The sequence below is a fragment of the Brevibacterium ihuae genome, assembly GCF_900184225.1.
Taxonomy (GTDB): Bacteria; Actinomycetota; Actinomycetes; order Actinomycetales; family Brevibacteriaceae; genus Brevibacterium; species Brevibacterium ihuae.
On the sequence record NZ_FXWZ01000003.1, the window covers coordinates 560,716 to 575,917 of the forward strand.

At 68.5% G+C, this 15,202-nt stretch carries 16 protein-coding genes; 10 read left to right on the forward strand and 6 right to left on the reverse strand.

Annotated elements, in window-relative coordinates; all coding sequences use genetic code 11:
• Positions 1 to 174: 174 nt before the first annotated feature.
• Entirely contained in the window at positions 175 to 1,419 is a 1,245-nt protein-coding gene (locus C1A17_RS07960; protein ID WP_101652494.1) for an MFS transporter, read from the reverse strand.
• A 50-nt stretch (positions 1,420 to 1,469) separates the two neighbouring features.
• On the opposite strand from C1A17_RS07960, the gene C1A17_RS07965 reads away from it, so the two are divergent.
• The 3 genes from C1A17_RS07965 to C1A17_RS07975 all read left to right on the forward strand — a co-directional run bounded on the left by C1A17_RS07965 (position 1,470) and on the right by C1A17_RS07975 (position 4,904).
• The gene (locus C1A17_RS07965; RefSeq protein ID WP_101652496.1) at positions 1,470 to 3,641 is read left to right on the forward strand and encodes a M3 family metallopeptidase; all 2,172 of its coding nucleotides are present in this window, start codon (positions 1,470 to 1,472) and stop codon (positions 3,639 to 3,641) included.
• Position 3,642: 1 nt separating this feature from the next.
• A complete protein-coding gene (locus C1A17_RS07970; protein WP_101652498.1) occupies positions 3,643 to 4,113 on the forward strand; it encodes a YbaK/EbsC family protein in 471 nt (156 codons plus the stop codon).
• A 167-nt stretch (positions 4,114 to 4,280) separates the two neighbouring features.
• Complete coding sequence (locus tag C1A17_RS07975) at positions 4,281 to 4,904, forward strand: queuosine precursor transporter (RefSeq protein ID WP_245873580.1); 624 nt, start codon at positions 4,281 to 4,283, stop codon at positions 4,902 to 4,904.
• Between the two features lie 33 nt (positions 4,905 to 4,937).
• Here C1A17_RS07975 and tgt read toward each other — a convergent pair whose 3' ends face one another.
• The gene (gene tgt / locus C1A17_RS07980; protein WP_245873805.1) at positions 4,938 to 6,155 is read right to left on the reverse strand and encodes a tRNA guanosine(34) transglycosylase Tgt; all 1,218 of its coding nucleotides are present in this window, start codon (positions 6,153 to 6,155) and stop codon (positions 4,938 to 4,940) included.
• Between the two features lie 208 nt (positions 6,156 to 6,363).
• Between tgt and C1A17_RS07985 the strand changes: the two genes are divergently transcribed.
• Positions 6,364 to 7,249 (forward strand): IS5 family transposase gene (locus C1A17_RS07985; RefSeq protein ID WP_245873581.1). Its coding sequence is split into 2 segments (ribosomal slippage): positions 6,364 to 6,711 and positions 6,713 to 7,249, totalling 885 coding nucleotides; the frame shifts between segments, so codons are not numbered across the junction.
• Between the two features lie 172 nt (positions 7,250 to 7,421).
• On the opposite strand, the gene C1A17_RS07990 is transcribed toward C1A17_RS07985, so the two are convergent.
• Genes C1A17_RS07990 through C1A17_RS08000 form a run of 3 tightly spaced genes read right to left on the reverse strand, consistent with a single transcriptional unit; the run spans position 7,422 to position 10,238 of the window.
• The gene (locus C1A17_RS07990) at positions 7,422 to 8,240 is read right to left on the reverse strand and encodes an AAA family ATPase (RefSeq protein ID WP_037161208.1); all 819 of its coding nucleotides are present in this window, start codon (positions 8,238 to 8,240) and stop codon (positions 7,422 to 7,424) included.
• Positions 8,237 to 9,634 carry a Mu transposase C-terminal domain-containing protein gene (locus tag C1A17_RS07995; RefSeq protein WP_101652502.1) on the reverse strand — a complete coding sequence of 466 codons (1,398 nt, stop codon included), beginning with the start codon at positions 9,632 to 9,634 and terminating at the stop codon, positions 8,237 to 8,239. The genes C1A17_RS07990 and C1A17_RS07995 overlap by 4 nt, the downstream gene beginning before the upstream one ends.
• Before the next feature lie 7 nt (positions 9,635 to 9,641).
• Positions 9,642 to 10,238, reverse strand: coding sequence for a recombinase family protein (locus C1A17_RS08000; RefSeq protein WP_101652504.1), 597 nt, complete (start codon positions 10,236 to 10,238; stop codon positions 9,642 to 9,644).
• Positions 10,239 to 10,461: 223 nt separating this feature from the next.
• Between C1A17_RS08000 and C1A17_RS08005 the strand changes: the two genes are divergently transcribed.
• The 5 genes from C1A17_RS08005 (at position 10,462) to C1A17_RS08025 (ending at position 13,530) form a co-directional block, all read left to right on the forward strand.
• Positions 10,462 to 10,896: a VOC family protein gene (locus C1A17_RS08005; RefSeq protein ID WP_101652506.1), complete on the forward strand. Its 435-nt coding sequence runs from the start codon at positions 10,462 to 10,464 to the stop codon at positions 10,894 to 10,896.
• Between the two features lie 265 nt (positions 10,897 to 11,161).
• A complete protein-coding gene (locus C1A17_RS08010; RefSeq protein WP_101652507.1) occupies positions 11,162 to 11,686 on the forward strand; it encodes a glyoxalase superfamily protein in 525 nt (174 codons plus the stop codon).
• A gap of 134 nt (positions 11,687 to 11,820) precedes the next feature.
• Positions 11,821 to 12,195, forward strand: coding sequence for a DUF4267 domain-containing protein (locus tag C1A17_RS08015; protein WP_101652510.1), 375 nt, complete (start codon positions 11,821 to 11,823; stop codon positions 12,193 to 12,195).
• A complete protein-coding gene (locus C1A17_RS08020; protein WP_101652513.1) occupies positions 12,192 to 12,779 on the forward strand; it encodes a TetR/AcrR family transcriptional regulator in 588 nt (195 codons plus the stop codon). The genes C1A17_RS08015 and C1A17_RS08020 overlap by 4 nt, the downstream gene beginning before the upstream one ends.
• A gap of 226 nt (positions 12,780 to 13,005) precedes the next feature.
• The gene (locus C1A17_RS08025) at positions 13,006 to 13,530 is read left to right on the forward strand and encodes a glyoxalase superfamily protein (RefSeq protein WP_101652507.1); all 525 of its coding nucleotides are present in this window, start codon (positions 13,006 to 13,008) and stop codon (positions 13,528 to 13,530) included.
• Positions 13,531 to 13,615: 85 nt separating this feature from the next.
• On the opposite strand, the gene C1A17_RS08030 is transcribed toward C1A17_RS08025, so the two are convergent.
• On the reverse strand, positions 13,616 to 14,050 hold the full coding sequence (locus C1A17_RS08030) for a VOC family protein (protein WP_101652506.1): 435 nt from the start codon (positions 14,048 to 14,050) through the stop codon (positions 13,616 to 13,618).
• Positions 14,051 to 14,601: 551 nt separating this feature from the next.
• Here C1A17_RS08030 and C1A17_RS08035 point away from each other — a divergent pair.
• Positions 14,602 to 15,198 (forward strand): recombinase family protein, encoded by a 597-nt coding sequence (locus C1A17_RS08035; protein ID WP_101652514.1) that lies wholly within the window; start codon positions 14,602 to 14,604, stop codon positions 15,196 to 15,198.
• Positions 15,199 to 15,202: the final 4 nt, after the last annotated feature.

The window sequence follows — 15,202 nt, forward strand, 5'->3', positions numbered from 1 at the left end:
TGCATCCCCGCCCCGGGCACTGCAGTTTCCGGCAGCCATCGCAGTTTCCGTCGCATCCCCGCCCCGGGCACTGCAGTTTCCGTCGCCGCGCCATCGCACCCCTGCCGAATCCGGCGCGGTTGAGATTGCGAAGAACGGCGGAATCGCTTTCAGGAACCTTCGGAAATTGCTCGTTCAGGTGAGAGCGGGGCGGGAGCGGCGGAGCAGCAGGGCGATGACGAACGCCGCGGCCATCATCACGCCGATGAGCACGGTGACGCCCCACCAGCCCTGCGCCTCCCAGGCGAGCGGGGCGAGATTGCCGTTGATCGACGAGCCCGCGTAGTAGAAGAGCATGTACATCGACGCGGCTTGCGCGGGCACCCCCACCGTCGCGGTCGACCGGGACGCCACCCACGCCGAGGCGAGCGAGTGCATGACGAAGAAGCCCATCGCGAGGACCGCCATCCCGGACACGACGAGGACGAGCGGCCGGGCAGCCATGATCGCAATGCCGACGAGGGCGACGAGCGAGCCGAACGGCAGCACGGCGCGCAGGGAGTAGCGGTCGGCGGCGCGGCCGGCGATCACGCTCGCATAGCCGGCCACCGGATAGATGAGGTAGAGGAGGCCGATCGCGCCGATGCTCAGCAGGTACGACTCGGCCTCGAGCCGGAACCCGAGCACGTTGAAGGCCCCGACGAACGTCCCCATCCCGAGCCCGCCGGTGATGTAGAGGCCCAGGAGCACCGGGTCGCGGAACGCCCGGCCGAACTTCCGCACGAGGGTCGCCGGACGGTCGCGGTGGGCGACGAAGCGGCGCGACTCCGGCAGGAGGAACCAGCACGCGATCGCACACCCGATCGCGAGCACCGCAGTGCCGAGCAGCGCCATGTGCGAGGGCGAGAGCGGCATCCGCTCGGTCAGCCCGAACCGGTCGAGCACGTCGATGATGCCGGTCGACACGATCCGCCCCGAGAGCCCGCCCAGGGTGGTGCCGAAGATGTAGATCCCCGTCGCGGTCGTCGCGTACGACCGGTGGATCTCCTCCTTGAGGTAGACGGCCGCGGTCGCCGGCAGACCGGCGAGCACGAACCCCATGACGAACCGGGTGAGGAGGAAGAGGTTCCAGTCGTCGACGAGGGCGACGACCACCCCGAGGAGCGAAGCGAGGGTGAGCGACCAGCGGATGAGGCGGACCCGCCCGATCCGCTCGGAGATCGGCACCGCGACGAGCAGCCCGAGCCCCAGCCCGGCGGTGGCGAACGACACCGAGAGCGCAGCGACCGCGGGACCGATGCTGTAGTCGCGGGTGAAATACGGCAGGATGGCTTGAGTGTTGTAGAGCAGGGTGAATGTCGCGAGTCCGGCCATGAGCAGGCCGACCTCGATCCGCCGCGTCATCGGGTCACCGTGCCGGTAGCCCTCGAAGTCGCTCATGGACCACCACCCTACGCGCCGCCCGCAGCCGCCCGACCGAGGAGTCCGCAGTGCAGACCGAACAGCGTGGAGCAGCCAACCCCGTCTGGGAGTTCGTGTCGGAGCCCACCGATCTCGTCCTCCCGGACTTCTCCGCCTTCACCCCCGACCACCTGCGCGACGCCTGCCGCCGGGCGATCGAGTTCCAGGAGGAGCGGATCGCCCTCATCCGCTCCGCACCCGAGGACCCGACCTTCGCCTCGACGACCCTGCGGGTGGGCGAGGCCGGACACCCGCTGTTCCGGCTCGAGGCGCTCGTCGACGTCATCGAGGCGAACCTCCTCACCCCGGAGTTCAGCGAGGTCGTCGCCGAGGTCTCCCAGCTCATCCTCCGCGCCCGGCTCCACGTGCTCCTCGACGGCAGCCTGTTCGCCCGCCTCGAGCGCGTCCCGACCGCCGGGCTCGACCCGGTCGACCGGCGCCTCCACGAGCTCCGGATCCGCGATGCCGTGCGGGCGGGAGCCCGCCTCGACCTCGACTCGCGCTCCCGCGCCGGGGCGCTCAGCGCGGAGATCGAATCGCTGACCAGCGCGTTCACCCGCGTCCTCCGGCAGGAGTCCGCCGACCGCGCGCTCCACGTCACCGATCCGACGGCGCTCTCCGGCCTCGACGAGGCGGCGCTCGCCGCAGCCGAGCGCGAGGCGGAGGAGCGCGGCGTCGACGGCTGGGTGATCCCCCTCGTCAACACCGTCCAGCAGCCGGCGCTCGAAGCGCTCACCGATCCGGACACCCGGAGCGCGCTGCTCGCCCGCTCGCTCGCCCGCGGCACCGAGCGCGGCCCGGGCGACCTGCGCGGACTCGTCACCGAGATCACCGCGCTCCGCGCCGCCCTCGCCGGCCTCCTCGGGTACCGCTCGTATGCGGACTACTCGATCGATGCGCAGACGGCCCAGAGCCCCGACACCGCCGGCGGGCTGCTCTCGGCGCTGCTCGAGCCCGCCCGCGAGCGCTGCGAGCAGGAGCTCGCGCTCATCCGCGAGCGCTTCTCCCCGGACCGCCTCGATGCGGCGGACGTCGCCCACTGGATGCACCGCCTCGCCGAGGACGAGACGGGCCTCGACGCGGAGGCCGTCGCCGCCTACTTCGAGTTCGACCGGGTGCTCGACGACGGGGTCTTCCACGCCGCCACCGCCCTCTACGGCGTCGACTTCTCCGAGCGCCGCGACATGCCCGGCTGGCATCCCGACGTTCGGGTGTTCGAGGCGTTCGAGGACGGTCGGGTCATCGGCCTCGTGTGCATCGATCCCTTCGCGCGGCCCGGCAAGGGCGGCGGAGCGTGGATGTCCCAGCTCGTGAGCCAGGACGGTCGCACCGGTGAGAAGCCGATCATCACCCTGAGCACGAACTTCACCCAGGCCGCACCCGGGCGGCCGCAGCTGCTGAGCCCCGACGAGACGATCACCCTGTTCCACGAGTTCGGCCACGTCCTCCACGGACTGTTCTCGGACTCGACCTACCCCTCGCTGTCGGGCACCGCCGTCCCCCGCGACTTCGTCGAGTTCCCCTCCCAGCTCAACGAGATGTGGGCGTTCCATCCGCAGGTGCTGCCGAACTACGCCGTCCACGTGCGCACCGGGGAGCCGCTGCCGGTCGAGGACGCGGACCGGCTGCGTCGCGCCCGCACGCTCGGCCAGGGGTTCCGCACCGTGGAGTACCTCGCGGCCGCGCTGCTCGATCTCGGCTGGCACTCGCTCGACCCGGGCGACCAGGTCACCGATGTGCTCGCCTTCGAGGCCGAGGTGCTCGCCGCCACCGGCCTCGACTCGCTCGTCCCGCCGCGCTACCGCACCACGTACTTCGCCCACATCTTCGGCAACGGTTACGCCGCCGGCTACTACTCCTACCTGTGGTCGGAGGTGTTCGCCGCCCACGCCGCGGAGTGGTTCGAGGCGCAGGGAGGGCTCGACTTCGAGGCCGGCTCCGCGTTCCGCCGGGAGATCCTGGCACCGGGCAACGCGGTGCACCCGATGACGGCGATCATCGACTTCTTCGGCGGCGTCCCGCCGATCGACGCCCTGCTGCGCCGGCGCGGGCTCGACGCGGCGGAGTCCGGCGCGGATGCGGCGGCGGAGAGCACCTCGGCCGCGGAGGCCGGCGCCGTGCCCGAGGTCGACACGAGCGGCGCCGGTTCGCCCGACGACGAGGACGCCGAGCGCGTCGCCCCCGACCCCCGAGGAGACTGACATGCACGCACGCACCGAAGCCGTCATCCGCGACCTGCGGGCCCGCGGCATCGATTCCGAGGTCCGCGACCTCGACACCGGCGCCCACACCGCGCAGGAGGCCGCCGACCACCTCGGCGTCGAGCTCGGCGCGATCGCGAACAGCCTCGTGTTCGCGGCCGACGACGAGCCGATCCTCATCATGACCTCCGGCGCGCACCGCGTCGACACCGACCACACCGCCCGGGCGCTCGGCTACACGCGGATCGGGCGGGCGAAGCCGGAGATGGTCAAGGCGGCGACCGGCCAGATCATCGGCGGGGTCGCCCCGTGCGGGCACCCGGCCCCGCTCACCACGTTCGTCGACACCGCGCTGCGCGGGCATCCGGTAATCTGGGCCGCCGGCGGGACCCCCGACACCATGGTCCCGCTGACGTTCGACGAACTGCTCGCCGTCACCGAAGGAAGAGAGATCTCCGTTGCACCCGACTGACCCGACCGCCTCCGACCGCCCCGCACCTGGGCAGCCGGGCCGCACCAGCGACCCGGCTGCCCAGGTGCGGGGCGGTCGGAGGGCACCCGGAGCACCGCGCCCACCTCGCGGCCTTCGCCTCGACCCGCGGCGCCTACTACGCCGTCCTCCTCGCAGTGTTCTGCTGCGTGCTCCTCATCTCCAACATCGCCGCCACGAAGGTCATCGGGTTCGGCCCGATCGTCACCGACGGCGGCGCCTTCCTCTTCCCGATCGCCTACATCCTCGGCGACGTGCTCAGCGAGGTGTACGGCTTCCGGGCCGCGCGCAAGGCCGTGATCACCGGCTTCGCGATGCAGATCCTCGCCACGGGCGTGTTCTTCCTCGTCCAGGTCTCCCCGGCCGGGCCGGGCTACGAGAACCAGGAGGCGTTCGAGGCCGTCATCGGGTTCTACCCGCGGATCGTGCTCGCCTCGCTCGCCGGCTACGTCGTCGGGCAGCTCCTCAACTCCTTCGTGCTCGTGCGGATCAAGCGCGCGATGGGCGAGAAGCACCTGTGGGTGCGGCTACTGACCTCGACCGGGGTGGGCGAGGCCGCGGACACCGTGATCTTCTGCACGGTCGCGTTCCTCGGGGTCATCCCCGGCACCGATTTCCTCGGCTACGTGCTGTTCGGATTCGTCTACAAGGTCGCCGTCGAGGTGCTCCTCATGCCGGTGACGTACCAGGTCATCCGCATGATCAAGGCGCGCGAGGAGAGCTACTCGGTCGAGACCGACCGGCTCCGCCAGGAGACCGCCGCGCGCATCTGAGGCGCGGGCCGGCTCAGCGGCGGTGGGAGCGGCTCAGCCCCGCTTCGCGTAGTAACGGCCGAGCACCTCGGCCTCGAGCTCGTGGAACCGGCCGTCGAGGATCGCCTGCCGGATGTCCGCGACGAGATCGACGATGAAGTGCTCGTTGTGGATCGTCACGAGCGTGGAGAACAGCATCTCCTTGGCCTTGTAGAGGTGGCGCAGGTAGGCGCGGGAGAAGGTCGCGCACGTGCTGCACGCGCATTCGGGGTCGAGCGGGGAGAAGTCGCGCCGGTACTTCGCCCCGGTGAGGTTGTAGCGGCCGTCGCGCGAGTACACCGCGGCGTTCCGGGCCACCCGGGAGGGCGAGACGCAGTCGAAGGTGTCCGCGCCGGCGGCGATCGCGGTGAACAGGTCGTCGGGCTCGGAGATCCCGAGCAGGTGCCGGGGCCGGTCCTCGGGCAGCTCCTCGGACACCCAGCCGACGATCGTCCCGAGCCGGTCCTTCTCGAGCGCCCCGCCGATCCCGAACCCGTCGAAGTCCATCGCGCCGAGGTCCCGGGCGGCCTTGCGGCGCAGGTCCTCGTACTGCGCGCCCTGGATCACGCCGAACAGCGCCTGGTAGGGGCGGTGGGAGCGCTCGGCGGTGAGCCGCTCGTGCTCGGCGATGCAGCGCAGCGCCCACAGCCGGGTGCGCTCGAGCGCCTCCTCCTGGTAGCCGCGGGTGTTGACGAGGGTGGTGAGCTCGTCGAAGGCGAAGATGATGTCCGCGCCCAACCGGTGCTGGACCTGCATGGAGACCTCGGCGGTGAACCGGTGGCGGCTGCCGTCGAGGTGCGACTTGAAGGTCACCCCGTCGTCGTCGACGTTCGCCATCCGCTCCTTGCCCGCCGCCACCGCCTGGTCGCTGCGGGCGCCGGAGAACTCCTCGGACAGGACCTTCTTGAATCCCGAGCCCAGGCTCATCACCTGGAAGCCGCCGGAGTCGGTGAAGGTGGGGCCCGGCCAGCCCATGAATGCGCCGAGCCCGCCCGCTTCGTCGATGAGGTCCGGGCCGGGCTGCAGGTAGAGGTGGTAGGCGTTGGCGAGCACCGCGTGCGCGCCGAGCGCGGCGACGTCGTCGGGCTTGACGGCCTTGACGGTGGCCTTGGTGCCCACCGGGACGAAGGCGGGGGTCGGGATGTCGCCGTGAGGGGTGCGGATCAGCCCGGCGCGTCCGCCCGACTCCATCCGCGCCTCGACCGCGAACCCGAACCGGGAGCGGTCATTCACCGGGGTGTCATTCGCCGAGGTGCCGTCCGCCGGGGTGTCGTTCACCGGGGTGCCGTCGTGTGCGGACACGGCGGTGGATGCGGCGGTGGCGGGTGCAGAGCCGGCGGGAGCAGGGGTGCGGGCGGGAGCGGGCTGGCTGGAAGTCACCGGACCAGTCTAGGGTGTGTTGTGAAAGGGTGTCCCGCCATCGGCGGGGCACCCTTTCGGTATGAGCGATCGAGATGTGATCACGGACGAGGTGTGGGCGCTGATCGGGCCGTGCTTCCCCGCGCCGAAGGCGACGGGTCGGCCGCCGATGGATCGGCGGCTGGTCGCGGAAGCGGTCGCGTGGAAGTTCCGGACCGGGTCGCCGTGGCGGGACGTGCCGGGGCGGTTCGGGAACTGGAACACGATCTACCGCCACTTCGACCGGTGGGCCAAGACCGGCGTGTGGGCGTGCGCGCTCGAGCGCGCCCAGCAGGCCGCCGACGCGCAGGGCGAGCTGGACTGGGTGTGCTCGATCGACTCGACGATCGTGCGCGCCCACCAGCACGCCGCGACCCTTCCCCGCCACACAGGGGGGCCCATCGAACTACAAGAATCTCGGGCCTGAGCCGGGCGACCACGCGATCGGCCGCTCCCGAGGCGGCCTGACCTGCAAGATCCACGCCGTCTCGGACGGGAAGGGCCGCCTGCTCGCCTTCGTCCTCACCGGCGGCCAGGCCGCCGACACGAGCCTGCTCCCCGAGGTCCTGGACCAGATCCGGGTCCCCAGGCCAGGCCCTGGCCGGCCCCGCACCCGCCCGGACAGGGTCCTCGCGGACAAGGGGTATCCCTCCCGCGCGAACCGGGCCTGGCTCGCCGAGCGCGGCATCAAGGCCACCATCCCCGACCGGCAAGACCAGGCCGCGCACCGGCGCCGACGCGGCTCAGCCGGCGGACGCCCGCCCGCTTTCGACCCCGAGGTCTACCGTGGACGCAACGTGATCGAGCGGTGCTTCGCCAAGCTCAAGCAATGGCGCGGCATCGCGATGCGCACCTGCAAGACCGCCCGCAGCTACGCCGCGGCCATCTCGCTCGCCGCGACCCTCCACTGGCTGACCAGCAAAGTTTGACAACACGCCCTAGTGGCCAGTGGCGGGATGGCGGCCGATGAAGGGGATCGCAAAGTGATCGAGAAACGGCCCAGTTGGTTATACCCCACGGCGCAGATGTGTCACGAAACTGCCGATTCGGTGTGACTTCGTCTGCTGAATGGCGGGGTTCTTCGGTCGCTTCGTGGCGGGGTCAGGTGACACCGATGACCAGGGTGCTCTGTGCGGCTTCGATGACGTCGTTGGTGATGGTGTCGAGTTCGTTGATCTTCAGGACCCGCTGGATCTGGGGGAAGAGGCGTTCGAGGAGCCGGAAGTTGCCGCGGGTGATCCGTGCGATGGCTGCGATGGCTTGGGCGTCGGTGAAGTCGTCGGGGTCGAGGGTCTTGCCGAGGGATCGCCAGTGTCGCTCGAGGACGAACAGCAGTTCGTCTTGTCCCAGGGGCCGGTACTGGTGGGCGAAGCCGACTCGGCTGTAGAACTGGGGGTAGTGGCTGAACTGCTTCTCCAGGCCGGGCATGCCGATCAGGATCAGGGCGATGTCGTCGCGGTCGTAGCGATCGCGCAGCAGTTCCAGAGCGGCGGGACGCAGTCGTTCGGCCTCGTCGACGATGATCAGCTCCACGTAGTTCCTGCCGTGTCGCCATCCCCAGGCCTCGGGAGTGGCCGTGCCGGGAGGTACGAGGTGCTGCTCGATGCACATGTTGGTGCGGGTGATGGCTTGGGTCAGCTCGTCCTTCAGGGTCCGCGGGGTGGTCAGCACGCTGGGGGTGTAGAGCACGGTGCGGCTCCGGTTCAAGGCGGCGTAGATCTTGGCGTCGTTGTCGGAGCGCGGCCCCCAGTAGGTCAGCAGGTCATGAGCCTTCTCGTAGTGTGCGTAGCGGCGCGCGGAGAGTGTCTTTCCTACGCCGGCTGATCCGAAGCACAAACCGATGGTGTGCCCGCGGCGCACGGCGTCGGCGAACTCGGTGAAGCGGCGGTGCTCCTTGGTGACGATGAAGCGCTGGCTCACCTGAGGTCCTCCTTGTAGATCTTCAACGCCGACCTCGGCGCCGGAGCCGGTGCTTCGGTGATCCGTGGCGTCTCGGTAGGTGCGGCCACGAGGGCGATGCGTTCGTTGATGCCGGCTCGCAGCGCCCGGCGGCGGGCGTTGCGCGCGGCGTGGATCTCCTTGAGGCTGACCTTCTGGTCGTGGTGCTCTTGGTTGACGGCCTTGCAGACGAATTCGTCGTGATCGAAGACGCGGATCTCGGTGATGTCGCGGGGGTCGTAGCGGATCACGACCGAGCGTCCGACGTAGCCGGCCAGAGTTGGCGAGACGTAGCGCAGGCCCTGGAAGCGGATGCCATCGCGGCGCACGACGCGGGTCTTGGCGACGGTCAACAGCAGTCTGTCGAGGTCTTCCAGGCTCTCGGGCATTCGGGGCAGCCAGCCATCGGCGATCCACGCGCTGCGCGGGGAGGTTCCGAGCTCGCTGTGCGTGCGGTCGTTGTAGGTGGCCACGAACGCCTCCAGGGCGCTATCGAGGGCGGCCAGGGACAGTTTCGGTGTCGGCCAGGGGTGCCCTTCGGTGATGTGTCCGGGCAGGGTGGCGAGTAGCTCGGTGTTGATGGTGCCGAAGAACCGCTCGATCTTGCCCCGTCCCTGGGGTCGGGCGACGGTGGAGTGGATCAGTCGGATGTGGAGGTCGACGGCGGTGTGGGCGAGCTGGTCACTGGTGAAGTCGCTGCCGTGGTCGACGTAGAGCACGTCGGGCAGGCCGCACATCGGCCAGGCCGGGTCGGTCTTGTGCCAGATCGCTTGGCGCAGCGCCAGGGCGGTGTTCATCGCCGACGATGCGCCCAGGAAGACTGTGTAGCCGCAGACCGCCCGGGAGCAGTCGTCGAGGATCGTTGTCAGCCATGGCCGTGCGGGCTTGCCGTCGGTGCCCACCACCAGGATGTCGAGCATGGTGTGATCGGATTGCCACATCGCGTTGGGCAGCTCTGCTTGCCGGCGTAGCACCAGCTCGTGCTTGTCGCGGTAGGACGCTGCGCCCTCCAGGGCGAGGGTGACCATGCCGGGATCCAGGGTCCGCACGATGTCCCACACCACCGAGTAGGAGGGGACCGGCCACCTCCGGGCGGCGCAGATGCCCGTGACTTTGCGATGGATCGTGGCGATGGCCGGCCGCGGCTTGCTCAGTGCCAGGCCCTCGATCAGGTCGACGAGGTCGGGCGGAAGGCGGCGGGAGCCGGCGTCCGCCCGTGAGGCTGTCTCCAGTCCGGCGTAGCCGTCGGCGCGGTAGCGGGCGTGCCAGCGCTCCAGGGTCCGCAGCCCTACATCGGTCTCGCGAGCTAAGCGCGCGAGGGGCACCTGGTCCTCGACGTGGAGCCTGAGGATTCGCCACCGCGCTCGAGCGTCCACGACGCACCTACTGCAAGGTGTTCTCGCGCCCGCGCTCGGCGCGCTGAAGGGCGCGGTAGACCGTGGAGCGGCCCACGCTGAACAGCTCGGCCAGCTCGCCCACGGTGTGCTCGTTGGCAGCATGTAGCTGGACGAGGTGAGCTTCTTGCCGGGGGGTGAGTTTCGGTGACTTCCCGCGCAGCCGGCCCTTGGCCTTGGCGACCTTCATCCCCTCGCGGGTGCGGGCACGGATGAGGTCGGCTTCGAACTCGGCGACCATCGCCAACACGTTGAACAACAGTTTCCCCATCGGGTCGGTCGGGTCGTACACCGATCCGGCGATGCTCAGCTTCACTTCCCGCGCCGCGAGGTCGTCGGCGATCTGGTGGGCATCACGGACTGAACGCGCCAGCCGATCGAGCTTGGTGACCACGAACGTATCGCCGTCCCGACAGGCAGCCAGCGCCTGCCGCAGGCCCTCACGGTCGGCGTTGCGGCCCGTGAGCCCGTGATCGACGTAGATGCGCTTGGGATCGACGCCGAACGCCGCGAGTCCGTCACGCTGCGCGGTCAGGTCCTGCTCGTCGGTGGAGACTCGGGCATAGCCGACCTTCAAGGGGGACATGCTCCCCAGTGTGTCATATAGCCTCCCTTCACCGGACAGTTCACCGGACGGGTCTTACGGGACAGCCCGCCAGGCGTGCCGTCGTTCCTCTCGATAAGTAGCGGTGGTGTCCGGTGAGGGTTCCGCTTACGGGACGCCAGCCTTCGGCGTGGCTGTGGACGCGTGGGCAACTGCGGCGCACCCAATACTGGCGTCCTGTCGGTGCGTCCACGAAGATGGTTGCATGGGCATTTCCCCGAACTTCACCATCGTCACCCTCGGCGTCGCCGACTTAGAGCGCAGCATCGCGTTCTACCGCGGACTCAGCTGGGAGCAACGAGGGGACCCGTCTGCCGGCATCACCTGGTTCCGCACCTCGGGCACATGGATCGGCCTGTACGGTTACGCCGAACTGGCCGCCGACGTCGGTGTGCCCGCCGATCCGGCTACTGCCTATCGCGGAATCACGTTGGCGCTCAACTTCGGCACTGAGCAGGAGGTCGATACGGCGCTGGCCGAGGCTGTCCAAGCCGGTGCACGATTGGTGAAGCCAGCAGAGCGTGCCGATTGGGGCGGTTACTCCGGGTACTTTGCCGACCCCGACGGACATCTGTGGGAGACCGCTTTCGCCCCGTCCTTTCCGGTCGCCGACGATGGCACCATCGATATCCGGGGCTGATTCGCTTGGACCGGAAGGTTGGTGGACTCGCGGCTCCTTCACCCTCCAGTTCGTGCCGCAAGGGGATCCTCTTGCGGCACCCAGATGTCATCAGTGGTTTCCGGTGTATTGTTCGTAGCGGTTGCGGGCGCCTGCTCTCTCCCTCGGCCGTGCCGAGACGGTGAAGTCCCGTGGTGCGTTCTGGTGATCGAGACGACGAGAGTTGCTGGCGGTCCCGGGCAATGGAGAGCCCCGACGACGCCGCGCCGGCAAGGAGGGTTTCGCCATGTCTTCACCCGCCACCGACCCCAAGGTCATGGCGTCGCGCCTTCGAGCACGCCTGGCCGAAGACGGCACAACGATCGGGCACAGCAGAGCCCTCGAGCTGGTTGCAGAGCAGCTGGGCTTCCGGGACTGGAACACCTGTGCGGCCGTGGTGGGGCCGGCCCTGACAGAGCCGGCCACGATACCCGTACTGCGGACGTTCCCTGGGCAGGAAGCCCGACGCTTCTACGTCGACTTCCTTGGCTTCCAGGTGGACTGGGAGCACCGGTTCGAAGCCGGGATGCCGCTCTACCAGCAGGTGTCGCGGGAGAACTGCGTGCTGCACTTGAGTGAACACCACGGGGATGCAACACCCGGCGCTGCGGTCCGGATAGAAGTCGCCGATGTGCAGCTGTTGCAGCAGCAGCTCGCCGACAGCCAGGTATACCCGCTGCGGATAGGCCTCGATCGCGCTGATTGGGGCGAGGACCTGGCGGTACCGGACCCCTTCGGAAACCGGCTCATCTTCCACACACCAGCGCAGTAGCGGCCGTCTCGGTGAGGGATCGCTCAGCGGGACAGCAACCTACCCGCAGGGCGTCCAGGGCGGGTGTGCCCTGCGAACGGAAGGCCGTGTAGGCTTCTGTCATCGATAGATATGTTATCAGCGACAGGAGTGTCATGGAAACTGCCGGCCTCGGGATTGCAGCTCTTTCCGGCGCAGCAATTGCCGCCATCGGAATTCTTTACCTCGTACGCCCGCGCATCGTGGCCGCAGCATTCGGCCTGCCAGCCCTACCGCACGAGGAGGCGACCCCCTGGCTTCGACTCAAGGGCATCCGGGACCTCACGGCGGGGATAGCCGCTGGTGTCCTCCTCTTGACGGCACCACCGGCGGTCATCGGGTGGGTGTTGCTCGCTTTCACCATCATCCCCGTGGGCGATGCGGCGACCGTTCTCAGCGCGCACGGTAAAGCCGGGGCTGCGTGGGGCATTCACGGAGCGACCGCGGCGCTCATGCTGGTCGGCGTGATCCTGCTGCTCGGCGCATCATGACTGCGGCGGCGGAATCGAAGGGCCGGCAGCGTCGCTTCCTTGCACGTCGTCGCAAGCTCCTCGACATCGCCCTTCGCCTCGCCGAGGACGAAGGATGGGAGGCCGTCACCACTCGCCGTCTCGCCGAGGCCATCGACTACAGTCAGCCGGTCATCTACCAACACTTCAAGAACCGCGATGAGCTGATCCGTACCCTCGTGGTTGAAGGATTCGTCACCCTGACCGGCCGGATCGACGGCGTCGCAGGCTCAGCCAGAACTGCCCCGCTGGAGGATCTGTGTCGGACCTACATCGACTTCGGTACCACCCAGCCCCGGCTCTATGAGGCCATGTTCACCCGCCCGACAGCGGTACCGTTCGCAGACATTCGCACCCCCTCCGAACTCCGGGAGGCGTTCGGCGCACTGGCCGCTGTGATCGACCGCGAGGCCCCAGGCGTAGACGTCGACGCAACCGCAGAGCTGTACTGGGCTTGCTGCCATGGCCTGGTGACGCTCTTGAACGCCGAACGCATCCCCTCTGAACGAATCGAGCACCACGTCCGCCGGGTCGCGGAGATCGTACGCCTGGACAATGAAAACTGAGAGCACCATGGATGTGTCACTTGGCGATCCTCTTGCGGCACCCAGATGTCATCAGTGGTTTCCGGTGTATTGTTCGTAGCGGTTGCGGGCGCCTGCTCTCTCCCTCGGCCGTGCCGAGACGGTGAAGTCCCGTGGTGCGTTCTGGTGATCGAGACGACGAGAGTTGCTGGCGGTCCCGGGCAATGGAGAGCCCCGACGACGCCGCGCCGGCAAGGAGGGTTTCGCCATGTCTTCACCCGCCACCGACCCCAAGGTCATGGCGTCGCGCCTTCGAGCACGCCTGGCCGAAGACGGCACAACGATCGGGCACAGCAGAGCCCTCGAGCTGGTTGCAGAGCAGCTGGGCTTCCGGGACTGGAACACCTGTGCGGCCGTGGTGGGGCCGGCCCTGACAGAGCCGGCCACGATACCCGTACTGCGGACGTTCCCTGGGCAGGAAGCCCGACGCTTCTACGTCGACTTCCTTGGCTTCCAGGTGGACTGGGAGCACCGGTTCGAAGCCGGGATGCCGCTCTACCAGCAGGTGTCGCGGGAGAACTGCGTGCTGCACTTGAGTGAACACCACGGGGATGCAACACCCGGCGCTGCGGTCCGGATAGAAGTCGCCGATGTGCAGCTGTTGCAGCAGCAGCTCGCCGACAGCCAGGTATACCCGCTGCGGATAGGCCTCGATCGCGCTGATTGGGGCGAGGACCTGGCGGTACCGGACCCCTTCGGAAACCGGCTCATCTTCCACACACCAGCGCAGTAGCGGCCGTCTCGGTGAGGGATCCCCTTGCGGCACGAACTGGAGGGTGAAGGAGCCGCGAGTCCACCAACCTTCCGGTCCAAGCGAATCAGCCCCGGATATCGATGGTGCCATCGTCGGCGACCGGAAAGGACGGGGCGAAAGCGGTCTCCCACAGATGTCCGTCGGGGTCGGCAAAGTACCCGGAGTAACCGCCCCAATCGGCACGCTCTGCTGGCTTCACCAATCGTGCACCGGCTTGGACAGCCTCGGCCAGCGCCGTATCGACCTCCTGCTCAGTGCCGAAGTTGAGCGCCAACGTGATTCCGCGATAGGCAGTAGCCGGATCGGCGGGCACACCGACGTCGGCGGCCAGTTCGGCGTAACCGTACAGGCCGATCCATGTGCCCGAGGTGCGGAACCAGGTGATGCCGGCAGACGGGTCCCCTCGTTGCTCCCAGCTGAGTCCGCGGTAGAACGCGATGCTGCGCTCTAAGTCGGCGACGCCGAGGGTGACGATGGTGAAGTTCGGTGAAATGCCCATGCAACCATCTTCGTGGACGCACCGACAGGACGCCAGTATTGGGTGCGCCGCAGTTGCCCACGCGTCCACAGCCACGCCGAAGGCTGGCGTCCCGTAAGCGGAACCNGATTCCGCGATAGGCAGTAGCCGGATCGGCGGGCACACCGACGTCGGCGGCCAGTTCGGCGTAACCGTACAGGCCGATCCATGTGCCCGAGGTGCGGAACCAGGTGATGCCGGCAGACGGGTCCCCTCGTTGCTCCCAGCTGAGTCCGCGGTAGAACGCGATGCTGCGCTCTAAGTCGGCGACGCCGAGGGTGACGATGGTGAAGTTCGGTGAAATGCCCATGCAACCATCTTCGTGGACGCACCGACAGGACGCCAGTATTGGGTGCGCCGCAGTTGCCCACGCGTCCACAGCCACGCCGAAGGCTGGCGTCCCGTAAGCGGAACCTCGACCGGACACACCCACTCCCGACATGGGAGTCCGATAGCATGCCTGACGAGGTGTCCCGTAAGACCCGTCCGGTGAACTGTTCGGTGACGGGGCCTTATATGACACACTTAGAAGCATGTCCGCTTTGAAGGTCGGGTACGCCCGGGTCTCCACCGATGAACAGGACCTCACCGCCCAGCGCGATGGCCTCAGCGCTCTCGGTGTCGACGCGATGCGCATATACGTCGATCACGGACTGACCGGCCGCAATGCGGATCGCGCCGGGCTGCGGCAGGCGCTGGCGGCATGCCGGGCCGGTGACACGTTCGTGGTCACCAAGCTCGACCGGTTGGCACGTTCGGTGCGCGATGCTCACGAGATTGCCGATGACCTCGCGGCCCGCGAGGTGAAACTCAGCATCGCCGGATCGGTGTATGACCCGACGGACCCGATGGGCAAACTGCTGTTCAACGTGCTGGCGATGGTCGCCGAGTTCGAAGCCGACCTCATTCGCGCCCGCACCCGCGAGGGGATGAAGGTCGCCAAGGCCAAGGGCCGGCTGCGCGGGAAGTCTCCGAAGCTCACCCCACGCCAGGAGGCTCACCTCGTCCAACTGCATGCCGCCAAGGAGCACACCGTGGGCGAGCTGGCCGAGCTGTTCAGCGTCGGCCGCTCCACGGTCTACCGTGCCCTGGAGCGCGCGCAGCGTGGCCGCGAGAGCGTCGTGCAGTAGGTGC

Excerpts from the sequence above, each read along its gene's own strand:
- C1A17_RS08015 (WP_101652510.1), top strand. The coding sequence starts at position 11,821 with ATGGAAACTGCCGGCCTCGGGATTGCAGCTCTTTCCGGCGCAGCAATT.
- C1A17_RS08035 (WP_101652514.1), top strand. The coding sequence starts at position 14,602 with ATGTCCGCTTTGAAGGTCGGGTACGCCCGGGTCTCCACCGATGAACAG.
- C1A17_RS07960 (WP_101652494.1), bottom strand. The coding sequence starts at position 1,419 with ATGAGCGACTTCGAGGGCTACCGGCACGGTGACCCGATGACGCGGCGG.
- C1A17_RS08030 (WP_101652506.1), bottom strand. The coding sequence starts at position 14,050 with ATGGGCATTTCACCGAACTTCACCATCGTCACCCTCGGCGTCGCCGAC.
- C1A17_RS08025 (WP_101652507.1), top strand. The coding sequence starts at position 13,006 with ATGTCTTCACCCGCCACCGACCCCAAGGTCATGGCGTCGCGCCTTCGA.
- C1A17_RS08000 (WP_101652504.1), bottom strand. The coding sequence starts at position 10,238 with ATGTCCCCCTTGAAGGTCGGCTATGCCCGAGTCTCCACCGACGAGCAG.
- C1A17_RS08010 (WP_101652507.1), top strand. The coding sequence starts at position 11,162 with ATGTCTTCACCCGCCACCGACCCCAAGGTCATGGCGTCGCGCCTTCGA.
- C1A17_RS07970 (WP_101652498.1), top strand. The coding sequence starts at position 3,643 with ATGCACGCACGCACCGAAGCCGTCATCCGCGACCTGCGGGCCCGCGGC.
- C1A17_RS08005 (WP_101652506.1), top strand. The coding sequence starts at position 10,462 with ATGGGCATTTCCCCGAACTTCACCATCGTCACCCTCGGCGTCGCCGAC.
- C1A17_RS08020 (WP_101652513.1), top strand. The coding sequence starts at position 12,192 with ATGACTGCGGCGGCGGAATCGAAGGGCCGGCAGCGTCGCTTCCTTGCA.